Here is an 18,921-nt window from a genome sequence, read left to right as displayed (position 1 = left end):
AGCCATCCGGGCAGACATGACAAAGCGGGCCGAGTGGCCCGCTTTTCGTTTATGGCTGTGCGCCGATAGGCGAGCGGTCAGATCACCAGCAGGTCCATGAAGGCGTGCACCGGGGTGGCGGCCAGTTGCTTGCCATCCTGGCAGAGGGCCAGGATCGCCTCGGACCGTTTGGCCGGGAAGCGGGTGGCCAGGTTGTGGTGGAACTTCTCCACCAGCAGTGGGATACCCTCTTCGCGGCGGCGACGATGACCGACCGGGTACTCCACCTCCACCTTGGCGGTGTGGGTGCCGTCCTTGAAGAAGACCTGGATGGCGTTGGCAATGGAGCGCTTGTCCGCCTCCAGATACTCGCGGCTGTAGCGCTTGTCCTCCTGCACTACCATCTTGCCGCGCAGCCCATCGATGCGGGGATCGGCGGCCACGGCGTCCTCGTAATCCTCGGCGATGAGACGCCCGAAGATGAGCGGCACCGCCACCATGTATTGCAGGCAGTGATCCCTATCGGCCGGGTTGTTGAGGGCGCCGACCTTGCTGATGATGCGAATGGCCGACTCATGGGTGGTGAGCTCGATGCGGTCAATCTCGTCGAGGCGTCCCTTCACCTGCTCGTGCAGCTTCATGGCACACTCCACCGCCGTCTGGGCGTGGAACTCGGCAGGATAGGAGATCTTGAACAGCACGTTTTCCATCACATAGCTGGCGTACCCCTGATGCAGGGCGAACTGGTTGCCCTTGAACAGCACGTCATAGAAGCCCCACTTGGGGGCAGTCAGAGCGCCGGGATAGCCCATCTCGCCGCTCATGGTAATAAGGGCGAGGCGCACCGCCCGGGAGGTGGCATCCCCCGCCGCCCAGCTCTTGCGCGACCCCGCATTGGGCGCATGACGGTAGGTACGCAGGCTCTGGCCATCGACCCAGGCCTGGGAGACCGCATCGATCACCTGATCGCGGCTGCCGCCCAGCATGTGGGTCACCACGGCGGTACTGGCAACCTTCACCAGCACCACGTGATCGAGACCGACCCGGTTGAAGGAGTTCTCGAGCGCCAGCACCCCCTGAATCTCGTGGGCCTTCACCATGGCCGTCAGCACATCGCTCATGGTGAGCGGCGCCTTGCCTTCGGCCACCCGGGTACGGGAGAGCCAGTCGGCGGTGGCGAGGATGCCACCCAGGTTGTCGGAGGGGTGACCCCACTCGGCGGCTAGCCAGGTGTCGTTGTAATCGAGCCAGCGGATGATGGCGCCGATATCCCAGGCCGCCTTGACCGGGTCGAGGCAGAGCTGGGTGCCGGGTACCCGGGCGCCGAAGGGCACGACGGTGCCCGGCACGATGGGACCAAGGTGCTTGGTGCACTCGGGAAAACGCAGGGCCAGGAGGCCACAGCCCAGGGTATCCATCAGGCAGTAACGGGCGGTATCGAGGGCGGCCTGGCTGGTAATGGGGTGATTGCAGACGTAATCGGCAATATCGACCAGCACCTGATCGGGGTCTGGTCTGTGGTTGACGTCGACGTTGGCGGACATCGTGACTTCCTTATCGTTGTTGTGAATGAAACAGGGTGATGAAACGGCGCCCTGCCCGCCTGCCTGCGCGTATTGACCCCGGTGCTGCCGGGGTCGGGTGAGGCAAGGGAGTGACAGGGCTGCCCATGTTTATCGCTGCTGCAGCGAGACGAAATGCCGGGGCGCCGGGCCGACGTAATCGGCGCTCGGGCGGATGATCCGGTTGTGTTCGCGCTGCTCCATCACGTGGGCGCACCAGCCAGTGACCCGCGAGCAGACGAAGATGGGGGTGAACAGCTTGGTCGGGATCCCCATGTAGTGATAGGCGCTGGCGTGGAAGAAGTCGGCGTTGGGAAAGAGCTCTTTTTCTTCCCACATCACCTTTTCCGCCTCGCAGGAGACGCGGTAGAGCCGGTCATCGCCCACTGCCTCGGCCAGCTTGGCCGACCAACCCTTGATGATGACGTTGCGTGGATCCGAGGTGCGATAGACGGCGTGGCCAAAGCCCATGATCTTCTCCTTGGCCGCCAGCTTGGCCAGCAGCTCGCGCCGCGCCTGGGCCTCATCCTGCCAGGGTTCGATCATCGCCATGGCGGCCTCGTTGGCGCCGCCGTGCAGCGGGCCGCGCAGGGTGCCGATGGCCGCGGTGACGCAGGAGAACATGTCAGAGAGCGTCGAGGCGCAGACCCGCGCCGCGAAGGTGGAGGCGTTGAACTCATGCTCGGCGTAGAGAATGAGGGAGACGTGCATCACCCGGCGCTCCAGCTCGCTCGGCGCCTTCTGGTGCAGCAGCGCCAGGAAGTGGCCGCCGATGCACTCCTCGTCGGTGTCGAGGGGGATGCGTACCCCGTCGTGGCTGAACTTGTACCAGTAGAGGAGAATGCCCGGGAAGGCGGCCAGCAGCCGATCCGCCACCTCGTGCTCATGTTCGAAGCCATCTTCCGGCTCCAGATCGCCGAGCATGGAGCAGCCGGTGCGCAGCACATCCATGGGGTGGGCATCGGCGGGAATGCGCTCGAGCACCTCCAGCAGGGCGGCAGGCAGGGTGCGCAGGCTGCACAGGGTCCGCTTGTAATCCTCGAGCTGCTGTTCGTCCGGCAGCTCGCCCTTGAGCAGCAGGTAGGCGACCTCTTCGAACTGGGCGCCGTCGGCCAGCTCCTGGATGTCATAGCCGCGATAGGTGAGCCCGGTGCCGCTCTTGCCCACGGTGCAGATGCTGGTCTCCCCTGCGCTCTGGCCACGCAGGCCGGCGCCACCCAACGGTTTTTGCTGTCCCATTGCCTTTCCTCCTAGTCCCTGGATGTAAACAGACGATCCAGCGTCTGCTCGTAGTGGTGATAACCGAGGAAGTCGTAGAGCGACTCCCGGGTCTGCATGGTGTCGACGACGGCCCGCTGATGGCCATCCTGGCGAAGGTGCTGATAGACGTTGAGGGCCGCCTGATTAGCCGCCCGGCTGGCACTCAAGGGATAGAGCACCATGTCGACGCCGTGGGCGGCGAGTGTCTCCTTGTCGAACAGCTCGGTTTTGCCGAATTCGGTCATGTTGGCGAGAATGGGGACCCCGGCCGCCTGCTTGAACAGGTCATACTGACCGAGCTCGGTCACCGCCTCGGCGAAGATCATGTCGGCCCCGGCGGCCACGTAGGCGGCGGCGCGCTCCAGCGCCGGGCCAATCCCCTCCACCGCCAGCGCGTCAGTGCGGGCCATGATGACGAACTCACCATTCTCGCGGGCATCCACCGCCGCCTTGATGCGATCACACATCTCCTCCTGCGAGACCACCGCCTTGTTGGGCCGGTGGCCACAGCGCTTCTGGGCCACCTGATCTTCCATGTGCACGGCGGCCACCCCGGCCCGCTCGAAGACGCGCACGGTGCGGGCGATGTTGAATGCCCCGCCCCAGCCGGTGTCGATGTCGACCAGCAACGGTATACGGGTAGCGGCAGTGATGCGTTCGGCGTCGATCAGTACGTCGTTGAGGGAGGTCATGCCGAGATCCGGCAGGCCATAGGAGGCGTTGGCAACGCCGGCGCCTGACAGATAAATGGCCTGAAAGCCGCTGCGCTCTGCCATCAGTGCCATGTAGGCATTGATGGTGCCGACGATCTGCAGGGGGCGTTCGTTGGCGAGGGCGGTACGAAAACGCAGGCCTGCCGAGGGGGTAAGGCTGGACATCATGACTCCTTTCACTTGTCTGGTGAGACTATCTAATATCACGTTTACGTTAACGTCAATCATACTTTCGTGGCATACCCCCGCCAGGCAAGACAGGACGCGGGTTTTAGGGTAAATTTCACCAATTCCTTCAACAGGTTGAATCGTAATGTCGGATCTCAATCCCGTGATCGTCTGCCCGGCTTGCGACTTGCTGATCGAACGCAAGTTATTGCCGCTGAGGCGCCACGCCCACTGTCCCCGCTGTCACCAGCACCTGTACGGGCGCTATGCATTTCGCCCCTCCCAATTGATGGCGCTGACCATCACCGGCTTCCTGTTGCTCCCGTCCGCCTTCTTCGAACCGCTGATCTACCTGCGCCTGGCCGGCGTCAACTCGGACGCCAACCTGCTCAAGGGCATCATGGTGCTGCTGCTCGAGCACGAGATCTGGGTGGCGGGGCTGGTGTTCTGGTGCGCCGTGCTGGCGCCGGTGGGCTTGCTGCTCGGGATCTTTGCGCTGGCCTCGGGCCTCGCCAAACGCTGGCACATACTGGCGCCGACCCTGAAGGCGGTGGAGGTGTTTCGTCACTGGGCCATGCTGGAGGTTTATATCGTCAGCCTGCTGGTTGCCCTGTTCAAGCTGATCGACATCGCCGATGTACGCCTCGGCGGCGGTCTGTTGAGCCTGGGGATCCTGATGTTGCTCAACCTGACCCTGCTGATCCTGTTTGACCCGGCCCCCTACTGGGAGCGAGTACCGCTGGAGGAGCCGGACCATGTCCCAGACCAGCGCCCGTGAACTGGGGCTCTGCCGCTGCCACACCTGCGGCCTGCTGGTGCGCTATCAGGCGGGCAGCGTCTGCCCTCGTTGTCACAGCCGGCTGCAGGTGCGCATTCCCCACTCCCTGGCCTGGTCCTGGGGGCTGCTGGCGCTGGCCAGCTTCATGTTGCTGCCCGCCAACCTGCTGCCCATCACCCATTTCTACAACAAGGGATTGTTGCAGTCCGATACCATCTTCAGCGGTATCATGATGCTCTATCGCAGCAAGATGTCTGGCATCGCCACCATCGTCCTCACCGCCAGCATCATAGTACCGGTGGGCAAGATCCTTGGGCTGGGCTGGATCTGCTGGCAGTTGCAACGAACCAAGCCGGTGCGGCGCAAACGCCAGCTCATCATGTATCGCATCATCGATTTCATCGGTCGCTGGTCCATGCTGGACTTGTTCGTCATCTCGCTGATGGTGGCCCTGGTTGATCGCGGGGTGCTGCTCAACGTGCGGGCCGGCCCCGGCGCCACCGCCTTTGCCGGCGTGGTGGTGCTGACCATGATGTCGGCCCGCATGCTGGATACGCGCCTGCTGTGGGACAAGGCGGCCCGCTAGGTCTGCCATCACATATGCCTGAAACTGTTTGTCTTTATCTGAGCCAATTAAGGAGTCGGTATGATCGGGGCTGAACCCGTCATTGAGAAGCGTCGCTGGTTGTCACCCGTCTGGTTGCTGCCCTTTATCGCCCTGTTGCTGGCGGGAGGCTTCATCTACCAGCAGTTTGCCAGCAGTGGCCAGCTGATCCGCATCAACTTCGCCCAGGGCAACGGTATCCTGCCGGGCAAGACCCAGGTGCGCTATCAGGGGGTCGCCATCGGGGTGGTGCAGGAGCTGGAGCTGGCCGAGGATGGCCGCAAGATAGCCGTGCTGGCCAAGATTGACAGCCGGGCTCGCCCGCTCATCCGCAAAGGCTCTGACTTCTGGCTGGTGAGCCCCAAGGCATCGCTCACCGAGATCTCCGGCCTCGATACCCTGGTCTCCGGCAACTACATCAACTTGCAGCCCGGGCGGGACAACAACCCGCTGCAGGAGGAGTTCGACGCGCTGGACGGCCCTCCCCCCGGGTATCAGGCCCAGGGGCGGATGCTGCACCTGACTGCCGATTCGCTCGGCTCGGTCGGCATCGGCGCCAAACTCTATTTTCGCGGCATCGAGGTGGGCAGCGTCATCAACACCCGCCTTGGCGAAGAGAACCAGAACGTGCTCCTGGATCTGGTGATCGAGCCGCGTTTTGAACACCTCATCAAGGCCGATACCCGCTTCTGGAACATCAGCGGCATCAAGGGCTCCTTCAGCCTGGCCGGGGTCAATGTGGAGGCCGGCAGCCTCACCTCCATCCTGAGCGGCGGCATCGCCTTCGACTCTCCCAAAGACTCCCCGGAGCCGGAGAAAGGCCAGGTCTTCACCCTCTACAAAGGCCTGGCCGAGGCGGCCCGCGGTGAGCGGATCGCCATCCAGGCGGGGGATCTGCCTATCAAGGAGGGGATGCCGATCCTGTTTGAAGGTATCGAGATCGGCCGCATCGACCCCATTCGCCTGACCGCCAAGGGCCGGGTGGTGACAGCACTGATCAACCCGGAGCAGGCGTTTCGGATCACCGGCAACAGCCGTCTGGTGTGGGAGAGCGTCTCCCTAGGCGCCGGCGGCATCAAGCATGCGGATCGCCTGCTGGCGGGCCCGGCCATTCGCCTCGACTATGTGGCGGGCGAGCGGGTCAAGGCCATGACGCTGAGCAGCAAAGAACAACCGGGCGGCATCAAGCTGGTGCTGCAGGCCGACGATCTGGCCGGCCTCAACGAAGGGGCGCCACTCTGGTACAAGGGCTTGCAGGTGGGCCAGATCAGCCAGCTCACCCTGGATGGCGGTGGCAACGCCAGCGTGGCTCTGGTCGTGCAGAGCCAGTATCAGCATCTGCTCAACCGGGCCCGTTTCTATCGGGCGGCGCCGCTGCAGATCGATGCCGACTTGAGCGGCATCAAGGTGGAAACCAGCCCGGCCAGCGCCTGGATTGGCGGCGGCATCAAGCTGGTGCAGGACCCCTCTGGCGAGCGGGTCAACCGGCTCTATCCCAGCCGGGAGCTGGCCCTGCTCGGCACCCGGGATGCCAAGCCCCGGCGCTGGGTGTTGAAGGCGGAGCAGGCTGACGGTATCGGCATCGGCTCCCCCGTGCTCTATCTGGGGCTCGAGGCCGGCAAGGTCAACGCGTTGCACGCCGCCAAGGAGGGGGTAGAGATCGAACTCGAGATCGCCGGTGTCTATGCCCCCCTGCTGGAGCAGCAGCCGCAATTCTGGAAAAAGCCGGCGCTGGATACCCGGGTGCGGGTGGATGGCGTGCAGGTCAAGGTGGGGAACCTCGCCACCCTGCTGCGCGGCGCCATCGAATTCGATCGGCTCGGTACGGGTCGCAGCAGTCACCAGCTGTTTGACAGCAAGGAGCAGGCCAAGGCCAAGGTACGGACCCTCTCTCTGGTGGCCGACAGCAACCCGGGACTCGGGGTCGGCAGCCCGATCCGCTACCGCGGGGTCGACATCGGCAAGATTGAACAGATTGAGCTGGAGCCGACCCTGGGCCAGGTGATCTTCAAGGCCGAGCTGGATGGCCAGTATGCCGCGCGCTTCCTGCAGTCTGGTGCCCGCTTTACCCTGGTGCAGGCCAAGCTGGGGCTGGGCGGCGTGGCCCACCTCGATACCCTGATCAAGGGCGCCTTTGTGGAGGCGCAGCCCGGTCAAGGCGCAGGCAAGGATCGCTTCCCCCTGAGCCAAAGCGGCCCGGCCGGCCTGGCACTCACCCTCAAGAGTGCGTCGGTCAATGGCTTGAGCGTCGGCAGCCCATTGCTGTTTCGCAAGATGGTGGTGGGCAGCGTGACCAAGGTGGCGCTGGCCCGCGATGGCAGCGAGGTGCTGATCGACGTCAACGTGGAGCAGGAGTACGCCCATCTGGTGCGGGCCAACTCCCGCTTCTGGAACGTATCCGGGGTCAAGGCAGATATCGGCCTGACCGGCGGCACCATCGAGGTGGAGACGGTGCAGAGCCTGCTGGCGGGCGGCATCGCCTTCAACACTCCGGAGAAAGAGATGGGGCCGACCGTCAAGGCCGGTCATAGCTACCCGCTGTATGCCAAAGCTGAGAAAGAGTGGCAGGAGTGGAGCCCCCGCATCCAGCCCTGATCTCTCCCCTCACCCAAGCTCACTTAAGCCCGGCACTGTGCCGGGCTTGTTTTTACCCGCCACGCTTTCAGAATATTCCTACCCTTGTGATAAGATGTCGCCCCTCTTTTTCGGTCAACGAGACTGCACCGTGCACGACAACACCTATCTTCCCGATCACTTCTTGCGCCATATCGCGGCCATCATGCCGGCGCACCTCTCCATGGATGAGTTCGTGGCCAGTTGTCGACGACCGCTGCGGCGCAGCATCCGGGTCAACACCCTGAAGATATCTGTGGCGGCATTTGTAGCGCGTATGCAACCGCTCGGTTGGCAGCTCGATCCCGTTCCCTGGTGCGACACAGGCTTCTGGCTCAGCCGTGAAGACGAGAGCGTGCCTCTTGGCAACACCGCCGAGCATTTGAGCGGTCTCTTCTACATTCAGGAAGCGAGCTCCATGCTGCCGGTCACCGCCCTGTTTGCCTGCGAGCAGACCCGGCGCGACGGCATGCTGCTGGACGCGGCGGCGGCCCCCGGCTCCAAGACCACCCAGATCGCGGCCTTGATGAACAACCAGGGCATGCTGGTTGCCAACGAGTACTCCAGCAGCCGGCTCAAGGTGCTCAGCGCCAATCTGCAGCGCTGCGGCGTGACCAACGTAGGCATGACCCATTTTGATGCCAAGGTCTTCGGCCAGTGGTTGCCAGAAACCTTCGATGCCATCCTGCTCGACGCCCCCTGCTCCGGCGAGGGCTCGGTGCGCAAGGATGAAGATGCCTTGCGCAACTGGAGCATCGAGAGCATCGACGAGATCGCAGCGGTGCAGCAGGGGTTGCTGGAGAGTGCCTTTCATGCCCTCAAACCGGGCGGCGTGCTGGTCTACTCCACCTGTACCTTGAGTCTGCAGGAGAACCAGGCGGTCTGTCAGTCACTGCTGGACAAGTTCGGCGCTGCGTTCAGCTTTGACTCGCTGGCCGATCTCTTCCCCGCTGCAGAGCAGGCCTGCACGCCGGAAGGATACCTGCACGTTTGGCCCCAAATCTTCGACAGTGAAGGCTTTTTCGTTGCCAGATTGCGCAAGCATTACTCCGTGCCCAACACCATGTTCAAACCGGGCAAGCTCGGCAAATTCCCCTTCTTGCCGCTGCCGGCCAAAGAGTCCGAGCCCATGCTGCGCGAGATAGAAGCCGCTTTCGGGGTCGTACCGCAGGGAAATCTGTTTGGCCGCAGCGAGGAGATCTGGCTCTTCCCCCAGCGGTTCGAACAGGTACAGGGCAAGCTGCGCTTCGATCGCATCGGGCTGAAACTGGCGGAGACCTTCAAGAAGGGGTATCGGCTGACCCATGAGTGGGCGCTAGCCTATGGCGATGGTGCGAGCAAGGGATTCGTCGAGCTCGGCATTGCTGATGCGCGGGAGTTCATGATGGGGCGGGATGTGTGGCCGGAGCAAGCCGCCGGCACTGGCGAGGTGATCGTCCGCTATCAGGGTCATACCCTGGGCATGGGGAAATGGGTGGGCAGCCGGGTCAAGAATGCCCTGCCCCGCGAGCTGGTGCGTGACAACAATCTGTTTGTGTAACGAGAGTTGTTGGAGCCGGAAAACCCACACTCCGGTTGAACTTTTGCGTGGATCTTGAAAAGCCTTGAGCCTTGTCTAAGCTTAAGGCTATCCGAACACCAGTTAGCGCACGGCTCTGCAAGGAGCCAATTCCCCTATGCCAGGTACAAGGAATTCGTACCTGGCTTTTTTTATGCTCGCAGTTCGCATCTAGCAATGAAACATCATGCCGCCGGTGCGTTTACTCGAGCACCTCTGCCGGCTCTGGCACTTCGACATGCGGCGCGGTTTGCTTCTGTTCCAGCTCATGTTGATAGAGCAGATCGATGGCTTGCTCGATGAGAGAGGCCTGGCTGTCTTCGAGCTGCAACCCCAGCATGGCCAACCGTTCGGCGTGGCGATTGCTGATCCAGCATTGCAATCGGCTGTGCGTTTCCTGTTTGCGTTTCACGTGCTGGCGCTGGCGCTCGGCGTTGTCTTGCGCACTGCTCACTTTCATTTCCTGGCTCATATCACCTTGCAACTTTGATTCTTATCGCCTGTTATCTCTCATCGATTCGTCACCATTCGCTGACGAATGTGAGGAGCCTGACTCTCCCCTCTTGATGGGGTGAGTTCAGTGCGCTGCAAATATATCATTGGATCAACAAGATATCATTTAACATAAAAATGTGAGTGACGCGGTTAGCTTACAGCAAGCCATCCAGGGCGTGATCCGAGAACTTGTGGGCATCGTCGAAATACTCCTGCAAGGTGCGGATGTCCTTGTGACGGGTGACCTCGATGATTTTGTTCATCGGTTTGCCGGCAGTGACCGCCGAGGTGATAAAACCTCGGCGCAGACTGTGGCCACTGACCTGGAGATCGTCGATGGCTTGACCGGTACGCCGCTTGATCATCAGATTGATACCCTGCGGACCGAGCGGCTCCTGCATGAGCTGACCCCAGCGATTCATGCGGCGAAACAGGGCGCCCTCGCTGATCCTGCTCTGTTTGAGCCAGCGCGCCAGTGCCGACACCGGACAATATTGTTTGCCGGGCACCAGGGCGATCTCCGTTTCATGCAGTTGATGTTTACTGGGTTTGAGCCGAAGACGGATCCCCTGCCCTACAAAGTCGAGATCATCCACCTCAATTCTTGCGGCCTCCGAGCGTCGCAAGGCGCCGCTGAACATCAGCAACAACAGGGTGTAATCCCGCAGCCCTGCCAGATTGCCGGTGTCGATCTCATCGAGCACACAGGCCAGTGGTTTCAGGGTCAGCGCCCCCGTTTTGCGTTTGCGGTTGTCACCGAGCCGCACTATGCCCCGCATCATCTCCTTTATCTCTGCGTGCTCGGTCGGCATGGGGTGGATCCCCTTCTGCTTGAAGGCATAACGAATGCCGGCGAGCCGTCTTACCAGGGTGGCCGGTTTACGGGGTTCACCGTTACGCAGCTCCCCCCTCCCTTCTTCCTTGTCCAGCCAGACCCAGTCCGCCAGGATGCCGTCAGCCTGATCTGCCAGGAAGTTCATGATGTGATGATGGGTAGTTTGCAGCGGATCGAGCCCATGCAGCTGACACCAGAACACGAAGATGCGGGTATCGGCCTGATAGGCATTGAGGGTGGAGTCGGCTTTGGCGCTGCGCAGGAAGCGTCTGGCCCGGCTGTTCAGTTGAGGATCGAAGACACTCTGCAAAGCCTGTTGAGTTTGAGCCTGGATATCTGGGTAGTTCACTTAACTCTATGATTTAATGCGGAGTTTCGTTGGATCTTACAGGATCTTGCAGATCTATCAAGTATCGATAATGAATATTATCGATACTTATGAAGAGTGCTTTTAACCTATTTCAGCCCCCCTCATTTTATTCCTCAAGCTCCCTCTGATCCCTGCTCCGTTTTATCAGGGTTGGGGATTTGATCTCATCAACATCCACGACACCGAGTGAGAGATAACGACCTGGCGTGATCGTTTTTGGATGGGCCATGATCGCTGATTGTTATAGTAAAACGCCCCGCTATGCGGGGCGTTGTTTGTTATCGCTTTGCCAACTTGAACAACTCGAAGAAGTTGTGACTGGTCGCTTGCGCCAATTCGGCCAGCGGTATTTGCCGCAGATCCGCGATGAACTGGGCCACGTCGCGCACGAAGGCCGGCTCGTTCTCCCTGCCCCGGTGCGGAACCGGCGCCAGATAAGGTGAGTCGGTTTCAACCAGCAACCGCTCCAGCGGCAGCGCCTTGACCACCGCCTGCAGAGCAGCCGCATTTTTGAAAGTAGCTATGCCGGAGATGGAGATATAAAAACCCATCGCCATGGCCGCCTCCGCCATCTCGAGCGACTCGGTGAAGCAGTGCAACACCCCGCCGACCTGCTCGGCCCCCTCTTCGCGCATGATCTGCAGGGTATCCTGCTGGGCATCACGGGTATGGATGATGAGTGGCTTGTTCAGGGCGCGGGCCACCCGGATATGCTCGCGGAAGGAGGCCTGCTGTACTTCCTTGTTCTCCGGCGAATAGAAGTAATCGAGCCCGGTCTCACCAATGGCCACCACCCTTTCATCTGCCGCCTGGGTTAGCAACAAGGCGGCATCGACGCCGGGTTCCTGGTTGAGAGGGTGCACACCACAGGAGGCAAACACCTGAGGATAAGGGGCGATCGCTTCCAGCATGGTCGGGAACTGTGCCTGGGTGACGCTCACGCACAGAAAATATCCCACGTCCTGCTCGGCGGCCTTGGCCAGCACATCGGCCATATTGGTCTGCTTGCTGCCATAGCTCAGGCGATCGAGATGACAATGGGAATCAACGAGTAACATATAAAACCTTTGTAGCTAGATTTATAACCAGCGAGTCAGCCAGTTCATCAGATGGATGGTGGGATTGGAGAGCTGTCCCGGCTGGCAGGCCATCTTCAGCTCGACCAGCTGTTGCTCCGCCTCCAGCAGTTTCTCGCTGGAATGAAGCTCGGCCAGCTGCAGGCTGAGCGCCGTCAGGTCCGGCATCGCCAGCTGATGATGGCCACAACCGGCCTGCGTCTTGAGGGCATCGCACAAGAACAGCTGCAGCCAGTGCAGCCTGACCTGGGTATCGCTCGCCAGCAGACCGCACACGTGGTTGGCCCGGGTCGGCGTCTGTGCCAGCGCAAGAAAACTCTCCAGCAGATCCCGGCGGGCACTGTCTTGCTGCTCTTCGATATAGCGCAGCACCCGCAGCGGCGCCCCCTGGCAGATCCGTACCTGGGCCAGCGTGGCCTGATGACCCTGCTCGGCCAGCCAGCGCACCGTCTCACCCTCGGCAGGCAACTGGCAGACATGTTTGTGACAGCGACTGAGAATGGTCGGCAGCAGGCGGGAAACCTGGGAGGCGATCAGCAGCAGCAAGCTGTCGCCGGCAGGCTCTTCCAGGGTTTTGAGCAGGGCGTTGGCGGCCGACTCCGTCATGCGCTCCGCATCCGGGATGATCACCACCTTGCCGCGACCAAGCTGGGCCGAATTCTGCAGGCGCGAACAGATCTCGCGAATGGCCTCGACCCCGATGGTCTTGCTCTCCGTCGTCAGGGTGCCGAGATCCGGATGATGGCCCTTCTCAAACAGCTGGCAGGAGTGACATTGACCACAAGGCTCACCCCGTTCGGGCCGATGGCAAAGGTGCAAGCGCGCCAATTGTTCCGCAAGCTGCTCCTTGCCAAGACCGGGATCGCCGAGCAGCAACCAGGCGTGACCGAGTCGACCGGCCGCAGCGGTCTGGCTCAAGGCATGCCAGTCCGGGATCAACCAGGGATACATGAGGGCTCATCTTTCAGGTAGTGGGCCAATGCAGCCTCGATGGCCGCCTTGACCTGCTCCGGCGCTTGGCCGGCATCGATCACCTTGATTGACTCATCGGCGGCAGCCAATTCCAGATAGCGCTGGCGGGTACGCTCGAAGAAGCTGAGTTGCTCGAGCTCGATCCGGTCCAGCTCACCGCGGTGGCGGGCCCGCTGCAGGCCGATGGCGGGATCGATGTCGAGATAGAGCGTCAGATCCGGTTTGAAGTCACCGAGCACGGCCCGTTTGATGGCGCCGATGAGATTGGCATCGATGCCGCGGCCACCGCCCTGATAGGCCTGGGACGAAAGATCGTGGCGATCGCCCACCACCCAGATGCCGTCGGCCAGGGCCGGCTTGATGCGGGTTTCGACCAGCTGGACCCGGGAGGCGTACATCAGCAACAGTTCGGCTTCGATGGTGAGGCGCTCGTCGTGCACCTCCTTGACGATGGCTCGCATCCGCTCGGCCAGCGGGGTACCGCCCGGTTCACGGGTACACTCGATCCGCGCCACGCCGTGGCCATGCAGATAGTCGGCCACATAACGTACCGCGGAGCTCTTCCCTGCTCCTTCCAGTCCTTCAATCACGATAAATTTAGACATTAGGGTTTCTTCAATATGTATTCGCGGACCGCCCGATTGTGTTCATCGAGGGTCTTGGAGAAGTAGTGGGCACCGCCCCCTTTGGCGACAAAATAGAGGTAGTCGGTCGATTTGGGGTTGAGCGCCGCCTCGATGGAAGCCTTGCCCGGCATGGCGATGGGCGTGGGCGGCAAGCCGTCGATCACATAGGTATTGTAGGGGTTCACGTCGGTCAGGTCGCTGCGGCGGATGTTGCCATCATACCTGTCCTTCACCCCGTAGATGACGGTGGGATCGGTCTGCAGCTTCATGCCAAGGCGCAGGCGATTGACGAATACCGAGGCAATCTGGGCCCGCTCTTCCGGCTGACCGGTCTCTTTCTCGATGATCGAGGCCATGATCAGCGCCTCGTAAGGGGTCTTGTAAGGCAGATTGGCCTGGCGCTTATCCCAGCTCTGTTGCAAGAAGGCCCGCATGTCCTGATAGGCACGGCGCAGGATGGAAATATCGCTGGCATGGGTGGTATAGGCGTAAGTCTCCGGCAGGAACCACCCCTCCAGCTTGCCGTTGTCGATGCCAAGCTCCTGGGCCAGATCCGCCTCGCTCTGCTCCACCGTCAAGCGCTCCAGATAAGGGGCGCTGGCCAGCTGCTTCAGCCAATCCTCAAAACGGGATCCTTCGACGAAGGTCAGGCTGAAGTGGAACTCCTTGCCGGAGGCGAACAGGGAGAGAGTCTCCTTGAGCGGAGCCCCTTCCTTGATTTCATAAGTGCCGGATTTGATGGCAACCAGCTCGGGGTGACCGCGCAGCCAGAGCCGCACCGCCCAGGGGCTGGTTTCCCCCTCCCCCAGTTCGGCGATCAGGCGCGCCGCATGGGCCCCCTTCTCGACGGTAAAGAGGCGGGTCGGCCCCTTGTTGGTGAGCGTCTCCACCTGCTGCCATTTGTAATGTACATAGCCCCCGGCCACGGCGACTGTCAGCGCCGCGCCCGCGAGCAGGGTGTAAAGCCGATTAAACTTCAATGACCAAACGCTCCTGTAAGCGGCGGATCAATACCGGACTGGCATATTGGGTCTCCCCGATGCCGGTCACCGGCACTATGCCCATCAGGGTATTGGTCAGCCATACCTCTTCGGCCTGCCACAGTGACTCCAGCGGAGCCTCCACGACACGCAGTTCAATGCTCATCTGTTTTAGCATCGCCATCACATGGCGCCGCATGATGCCGTCTATGCCGCAGTGGGTTAGATCCGGCGTGAATACCGTTCTGCCACGGCGCCAAAACAGATTGGCACTGACCCCTTCTACCAGAAATCCCCGGCTGTTCAAGACTATACCTTCGACTCCCGAACGCGCCGCAAGTTCGCTTTTCAGCAGCACCTGCTCCAGCCGGTTGAGGGTCTTGAGGCCCGCCAGCATGGGGGCATCCCCCAGCCGTTGTTGACACACCAGCAGGGGAATGCCGGTTTGCTGCCACGCCGGATAGTGAGCCGGGTAAGCGGCCAGCGACAGGATCCGGGTCGGCGCATGGCAGGCAGTGCCATCATACCCCCGACCACCACTGCCTCGGGTCAGCATCACCTTCATCACCGCCAGCGTCTGGTCGCGAGCCATCCCGGCGACCTCATCACCAAGCTGTTGCCAGTCCAGCTCGGCAAGGCCGAGTCTGGCGCTCGCTTGCTGCAGCCGTGCCAGGTGAGCCGGCCACCAGACGGGGTGACCATCCTTGACCAGCAAGGTGGTGAAATGACCATCGCCATATGCCAGGCCACGATCCATGGCGGAAACGCTGTCTGTCGGTATTCCATTGATCAGCAAAAGGATCCCTCCGATAAAAAAGGCCCGATACTGTCGTATCGGGCCCATACTATCCGCCCAGGGCGAATTATACGCGTTTGAAGATCAGTGAGCCATTGGTGCCACCAAAACCGAAGGAATTGGAGAGGGCATATTCGAAGTCGCCAGCCTTGGCAACATGAGGCACCAGGTCCAGATCGCACTCATCATCCGGGTTGTCCAGGTTGATGGTGGGCGGCGCCATCTGATCGCGCAGCGCCAGTACCGTGATGATCGCCTCGATGGCGCCGGCGGCACCCAGCAGGTGACCGGTCATCGACTTGGTGGAGCTGATCATCAGGGATTTGGCATGCTCGCCAAACACCGCTTTCATGCCGCGCAGTTCGGCCACGTCACCCAGGGGGGTGGACGTGCCGTGGGCGTTGATGTAACCCACCTGCTCGGGAGCGATGCCGGCATCCTTGATGGCATTTTGCATGGCGCGGGCGCCACCGTTGCCGTCAGCGGGAGGCGCCGTCATGTGGTAGGCATCGCCACTCATGCCAAAACCGACCAGCTCGGCGTAGATCTTGGCACCGCGGGCCTTGGCATGTTCGTACTCTTCCAGCACCAGCACCCCGGCGCCATCACCCAGCACGAAACCGTCGCGATCTTTATCCCACGGACGGCTGGCCTTGGTGGGCTCGTCGTTGCGGTTGGAGAGCGCCTTGGCCGCCGCAAAACCACCCATCCCCATCGGGGTGGAGGCTTTCTCGGCGCCGCCGGCCACCATCACATCCGCATCACCGTAGGCGATCATCCGGCCGGCCATGCCGATGGCATGGGTACCTGTGGTACAGGCGGTGGTCACGGCGATGTTCGGCCCTTGCAGACCCTTCATGATGGAGAGATGACCGGACACCATATTGATGATGGTGGACGGCACGAAGAAGGGGCTCAGCTTGCGGGGGCCGCCGTTGACCAGGCTGCTGTGGTTCTGTTCAATCAGACCCAGGCCGCCGATACCGGAACCGATCGCCACACCGACGCGCTCGGCATTTGCCTCGTTGATGACGAGACCGGCATCATCCAGCGCCTGTATGCCTGCGGCGATACCGTACTGAATGAAGAGATCCATCTTGCGAGCTTCTTTGCGGTTGATACCGTACTGCTCGGGATCGAAATCCTTGACCTGGCCTGCGAAACGGGTCGCAAACTCGCTGGCATCAAAGTGTTCGATGGGAGAAATGCCGCTCTGCCCGTTGAGCAGGGCTTGCCAGCTGGATTCGGCAGTGTTGCCTACCGGGGAAAGCATCCCCAAGCCGGTCACCACGACTCTGCGTTTTGACACTGAGGTAGTCTCCGAGAGGTGTTTTGAAAAGGGGTAAACATAAAAGAAGCGGCCCTTGGGCCGCTTCTTTCAGAACAGGAACTTATTCCTGATTAGCGGTGATGTAGTCGATAGCCGCTTGAACAGTTGTGATCTTCTCGGCTTCTTCATCAGGAATTTCGGTATCGAATTCTTCTTCCAGCGCCATTACCAGTTCAACGGTATCCAAAGAGTCAGCGCCCAGGTCGTCGACGAAGGAGGCAGCGTTCTTAACGTCTTCTTCTTTAACACCCAGTTGTTCGATGATGATTTTCTTTACGCGTTCTTCGATGTTGCTCATGACCTGAATTTTCCTTTAAAAATACGCTATTGCGTCTGGTTGGGGTAGTTTATTCAATTGACGTGAGTTTGCAAGTGGCTTGCCGCTGGTCAAACCACGAAATTCGCCAAACTTCGGCGTACTATCGCAAATTTGAACAGATCTCACGACAAATTGATTACACCATGTACATCCCGCCATTAACATGCAGGGTTTCGCCAGTGATGTAGGCGGCATCATCCGATGCCAAGAATACCACAGCAGCGGCAATTTCTTTCGGGTCGCCCAGACGAGCGGCAGGCACCTGGCTCATGATGCCGGCACGCTGCTCTTCATTGAGCGCCTTGGTCATATCGGTCTCGATGAAACCGGGGGCAACCGCGTTCACGGTAATGCCGCGGGAGGCCACTTCACGAGCCAGCGACTTGGTAAAACCAACCAGCCCCGCCTTGGCGGCCGCATAGTTGACCTGACCGGCATTGCCCATGGTTCCTACCACGGAGCCGATGCTGATGATGCGGCCATTGCGCTTCTTCATCATGGCGCGCAGCACCGGTTTGCTCAGTCGATACAGGGAAGTGAGGTTGGTGTCGATGATCTCGTTCCACTCATCGTCCTTCATCCGCATCAGCAGGTTGTCACGGGTGATACCGGCGTTGTTGATCAGGATGTCGATGTCGCCAAAACGCACCTTGATGGCGGCGAAGACGGCTTCGATGGATTCCTGGCTGGTCACGTTCAGTGCCATGCCGCAACCCTGTTCACCCAGATAGGCGCTGATCGCCTCGGCGCCGCTCTCGCTGGTCGCCGTGCCGACTACCTTGGCGCCACGGGCCGCAAAAGTTTCGGCAATTGCACGGCCGATGCCACGACTGGCACCGGTCACCAACACAACCTTATCGGTAAAGCTCATTACTTGCTCCTGTTTACTTGATCTGGGCCAGCGCCTGCTCGAAAGAGGCTGCATCGTTGGCATGAATACCTTCCACGCGCTTGTCGATGCGCTTGGCGAGCCCGGTCAATACCTTGCCCGGTCCCATCTCGATCTCGAGGGTAACCCCCTCATTGGCCATCCGCTCGACAGTCTCGGTCCAACGAACCGGGCTGAACAGCTGACGCACCAGAGCCTGTTTGATGGCGGCCGGATCCTGTTCACAGGATACGTCGACATTATTGATGACAGCGATGGCAGGAACCTTGATCTCGATCCCGTCCAGCGCAGCTGCCAATTTTTCTGCGGCAGGTTTCATCAGGGCACAGTGAGAAGGCACGGAGACCGGCAGCGGCAGCGCACGCTTGGCGCCGGACTCTTTCATCAGCACGTTGGCACGCTCGACAGCCTCTTTGTGGCCGGCGATGACCACCTGGCCCGGAGAGTTGAAGTTGACCGGGGAGACCACCTGTCCTTGTGCCGCTTTTTCGCAGTTGGCAGCGATGGCGTCATTGTCCAGCCCGATGATGGCGGCCATGGCACCGGTGCCTTCCGGCACGGCTTCCTGCATGGCCAGACCACGCAGCTCGACCAGTTTGACCGCATCGGTAAAGGCCAGTGCACCGCTGCACACCAGGGCGGAGTACTCACCCAGGCTGTGGCCAGCCATCACGGCGGGGGTTGTTCCCCCCTGCTGTTGCCACAGACGCCACAGCGCGACAGAGGCTGTCAGCAAGGCGGGCTGGGTGCGCCAGGTCTTGTTCAGATCGTCGGCCGGACCATCCATCACCAGGGCAAACAGGTCATAACCCAGCACCTGGCTCGCCTCGGCGAAGGTCTCCTTGATCACGGCATGTTGTTCGGCCAGCTCGGCCAGCATGCCGACGGTTTGGGAGCCCTGTCCCGGGAAGGCAATGGCAAATTGGGTCATCATTGATTCCTTTAGATAAGACAAAAATGAGAGCGGCAGGATGAGCCAGATTGCTCATCCCGACCAC

The 18,921-nt window shown here is 61.0% G+C and carries 18 protein-coding genes; 4 read left to right on the top strand and 14 right to left on the bottom strand.

Annotation, left to right across the window (positions count from 1 at the left end; all coding sequences use genetic code 11):
* Nucleotides 1-77: 77 nt before the first annotated feature.
* The 3 genes from AHA_RS11460 to prpB all read right to left on the bottom strand — a co-directional run bounded on the left by AHA_RS11460 (nucleotide 78) and on the right by prpB (nucleotide 3,679).
* Complete coding sequence (locus AHA_RS11460; protein ID WP_011706120.1) at nucleotides 78-1,523, bottom strand: bifunctional 2-methylcitrate dehydratase/aconitate hydratase; 1,446 nt, start codon at nucleotides 1,521-1,523, stop codon at nucleotides 78-80.
* A 129-nt stretch (nucleotides 1,524-1,652) separates the two neighbouring features.
* Nucleotides 1,653-2,780 (bottom strand): bifunctional 2-methylcitrate synthase/citrate synthase, encoded by a 1,128-nt coding sequence (gene prpC, locus AHA_RS11455; RefSeq protein ID WP_011706119.1) that lies wholly within the window; start codon nucleotides 2,778-2,780, stop codon nucleotides 1,653-1,655.
* Between the two features lie 11 nt (nucleotides 2,781-2,791).
* Nucleotides 2,792-3,679 (bottom strand): methylisocitrate lyase, encoded by an 888-nt coding sequence (gene prpB, locus AHA_RS11450; protein WP_011706118.1) that lies wholly within the window; start codon nucleotides 3,677-3,679, stop codon nucleotides 2,792-2,794.
* A gap of 148 nt (nucleotides 3,680-3,827) precedes the next feature.
* Here prpB and AHA_RS11445 point away from each other — a divergent pair, with 148 nt between their 5' ends.
* The 4 genes from AHA_RS11445 to rsmF all read left to right on the top strand — a co-directional run bounded on the left by AHA_RS11445 (nucleotide 3,828) and on the right by rsmF (nucleotide 9,217).
* Nucleotides 3,828-4,460, top strand: coding sequence for a paraquat-inducible protein A (locus AHA_RS11445; protein ID WP_016350706.1), 633 nt, complete (start codon nucleotides 3,828-3,830; stop codon nucleotides 4,458-4,460).
* A complete protein-coding gene (locus tag AHA_RS11440) occupies nucleotides 4,438-5,046 on the top strand; it encodes a paraquat-inducible protein A (RefSeq protein ID WP_016350707.1) in 609 nt (202 codons plus the stop codon). The genes AHA_RS11445 and AHA_RS11440 overlap by 23 nt, the downstream gene beginning before the upstream one ends.
* 60 nt (nucleotides 5,047-5,106) lie before the next feature.
* The gene (locus AHA_RS11435; protein ID WP_011706117.1) at nucleotides 5,107-7,659 is read left to right on the top strand and encodes an MlaD family protein; all 2,553 of its coding nucleotides are present in this window, start codon (nucleotides 5,107-5,109) and stop codon (nucleotides 7,657-7,659) included.
* Between the two features lie 130 nt (nucleotides 7,660-7,789).
* Entirely contained in the window at nucleotides 7,790-9,217 is a 1,428-nt protein-coding gene (gene rsmF / locus AHA_RS11430) for a 16S rRNA (cytosine(1407)-C(5))-methyltransferase RsmF (protein ID WP_164927794.1), read from the top strand.
* A gap of 220 nt (nucleotides 9,218-9,437) precedes the next feature.
* On the opposite strand, the gene AHA_RS11425 is transcribed toward rsmF, so the two are convergent.
* The 11 genes from AHA_RS11425 to fabD form a co-directional block, all read right to left on the bottom strand.
* Complete coding sequence (locus tag AHA_RS11425) at nucleotides 9,438-9,707, bottom strand: RepB family protein (RefSeq protein ID WP_011706115.1); 270 nt, start codon at nucleotides 9,705-9,707, stop codon at nucleotides 9,438-9,440.
* Between the two features lie 178 nt (nucleotides 9,708-9,885).
* The gene (locus AHA_RS11420; RefSeq protein ID WP_242543008.1) at nucleotides 9,886-10,827 is read right to left on the bottom strand and encodes a site-specific integrase; all 942 of its coding nucleotides are present in this window, start codon (nucleotides 10,825-10,827) and stop codon (nucleotides 9,886-9,888) included.
* A 386-nt stretch (nucleotides 10,828-11,213) separates the two neighbouring features.
* Nucleotides 11,214-11,993: a TatD family hydrolase gene (locus AHA_RS11415; RefSeq protein ID WP_011706112.1), complete on the bottom strand. Its 780-nt coding sequence runs from the start codon at nucleotides 11,991-11,993 to the stop codon at nucleotides 11,214-11,216.
* Between the two features lie 21 nt (nucleotides 11,994-12,014).
* Nucleotides 12,015-12,962, bottom strand: a complete 948-nt coding sequence (gene holB / locus AHA_RS11410) for a DNA polymerase III subunit delta' (RefSeq protein WP_011706111.1) — start codon at nucleotides 12,960-12,962, stop codon at nucleotides 12,015-12,017.
* On the bottom strand, nucleotides 12,947-13,588 hold the full coding sequence (gene tmk / locus AHA_RS11405; RefSeq protein ID WP_011706110.1) for a dTMP kinase: 642 nt from the start codon (nucleotides 13,586-13,588) through the stop codon (nucleotides 12,947-12,949). The genes holB and tmk overlap by 16 nt, the downstream gene beginning before the upstream one ends.
* Entirely contained in the window at nucleotides 13,588-14,589 is a 1,002-nt protein-coding gene (mltG, locus tag AHA_RS11400; protein ID WP_016350715.1) for an endolytic transglycosylase MltG, read from the bottom strand. Before mltG ends, tmk begins: the two co-directional genes overlap by 1 nt.
* Entirely contained in the window at nucleotides 14,579-15,433 is an 855-nt protein-coding gene (gene pabC / locus AHA_RS11395; protein WP_011706108.1) for an aminodeoxychorismate lyase, read from the bottom strand. The genes mltG and pabC overlap by 11 nt, the downstream gene beginning before the upstream one ends.
* A gap of 19 nt (nucleotides 15,434-15,452) precedes the next feature.
* Entirely contained in the window at nucleotides 15,453-16,694 is a 1,242-nt protein-coding gene (gene fabF / locus AHA_RS11390) for a beta-ketoacyl-ACP synthase II (RefSeq protein ID WP_011706107.1), read from the bottom strand.
* A gap of 82 nt (nucleotides 16,695-16,776) precedes the next feature.
* Nucleotides 16,777-17,013 (bottom strand): acyl carrier protein, encoded by a 237-nt coding sequence (gene acpP / locus AHA_RS11385; protein ID WP_005300909.1) that lies wholly within the window; start codon nucleotides 17,011-17,013, stop codon nucleotides 16,777-16,779.
* Nucleotides 17,014-17,170: 157 nt separating this feature from the next.
* Nucleotides 17,171-17,905 carry a 3-oxoacyl-ACP reductase FabG gene (gene fabG / locus AHA_RS11380; protein ID WP_011706106.1) on the bottom strand — a complete coding sequence of 245 codons (735 nt, stop codon included), beginning with the start codon at nucleotides 17,903-17,905 and terminating at the stop codon, nucleotides 17,171-17,173.
* Between the two features lie 13 nt (nucleotides 17,906-17,918).
* Nucleotides 17,919-18,854: an ACP S-malonyltransferase gene (gene fabD / locus AHA_RS11375; RefSeq protein ID WP_011706105.1), complete on the bottom strand. Its 936-nt coding sequence runs from the start codon at nucleotides 18,852-18,854 to the stop codon at nucleotides 17,919-17,921.
* Nucleotides 18,855-18,921: the final 67 nt, after the last annotated feature.

Source organism: Aeromonas hydrophila subsp. hydrophila ATCC 7966 (genome assembly GCF_000014805.1).
In the GTDB taxonomy this organism is placed as follows: Bacteria; Pseudomonadota; Gammaproteobacteria; order Enterobacterales; family Aeromonadaceae; genus Aeromonas; species Aeromonas hydrophila.
The sequence above is the reverse complement of the archived record's forward strand: the minus strand, read 5'-3'. Positions and strand labels throughout refer to the sequence as shown.

What these genes read in the sequence shown, in the direction of transcription:
- AHA_RS11460 (WP_011706120.1), bottom strand. Translation starts at nt 1,523, where the DNA reads ATGTCCGCCAACGTCGACGTCAACCACAGACCAGACCCCGATCAGGTG.
- prpC (WP_011706119.1), bottom strand. Translation starts at nt 2,780, where the DNA reads ATGGGACAGCAAAAACCGTTGGGTGGCGCCGGCCTGCGTGGCCAGAGC.
- prpB (WP_011706118.1), bottom strand. Translation starts at nt 3,679, where the DNA reads ATGTCCAGCCTTACCCCCTCGGCAGGCCTGCGTTTTCGTACCGCCCTC.
- AHA_RS11445 (WP_016350706.1), top strand. Translation starts at nt 3,828, where the DNA reads ATGTCGGATCTCAATCCCGTGATCGTCTGCCCGGCTTGCGACTTGCTG.
- AHA_RS11440 (WP_016350707.1), top strand. Translation starts at nt 4,438, where the DNA reads ATGTCCCAGACCAGCGCCCGTGAACTGGGGCTCTGCCGCTGCCACACC.
- AHA_RS11435 (WP_011706117.1), top strand. Translation starts at nt 5,107, where the DNA reads ATGATCGGGGCTGAACCCGTCATTGAGAAGCGTCGCTGGTTGTCACCC.
- AHA_RS11425 (WP_011706115.1), bottom strand. Translation starts at nt 9,707, where the DNA reads ATGAGCCAGGAAATGAAAGTGAGCAGTGCGCAAGACAACGCCGAGCGC.
- AHA_RS11415 (WP_011706112.1), bottom strand. Translation starts at nt 11,993, where the DNA reads ATGTTACTCGTTGATTCCCATTGTCATCTCGATCGCCTGAGCTATGGC.
- holB (WP_011706111.1), bottom strand. Translation starts at nt 12,962, where the DNA reads ATGTATCCCTGGTTGATCCCGGACTGGCATGCCTTGAGCCAGACCGCT.
- tmk (WP_011706110.1), bottom strand. Translation starts at nt 13,588, where the DNA reads ATGTCTAAATTTATCGTGATTGAAGGACTGGAAGGAGCAGGGAAGAGC.
- pabC (WP_011706108.1), bottom strand. Translation starts at nt 15,433, where the DNA reads ATGGGCCCGATACGACAGTATCGGGCCTTTTTTATCGGAGGGATCCTT.
- acpP (WP_005300909.1), bottom strand. Translation starts at nt 17,013, where the DNA reads ATGAGCAACATCGAAGAACGCGTAAAGAAAATCATCATCGAACAACTG.
- fabG (WP_011706106.1), bottom strand. Translation starts at nt 17,905, where the DNA reads ATGAGCTTTACCGATAAGGTTGTGTTGGTGACCGGTGCCAGTCGTGGC.
- fabD (WP_011706105.1), bottom strand. Translation starts at nt 18,854, where the DNA reads ATGACCCAATTTGCCATTGCCTTCCCGGGACAGGGCTCCCAAACCGTC.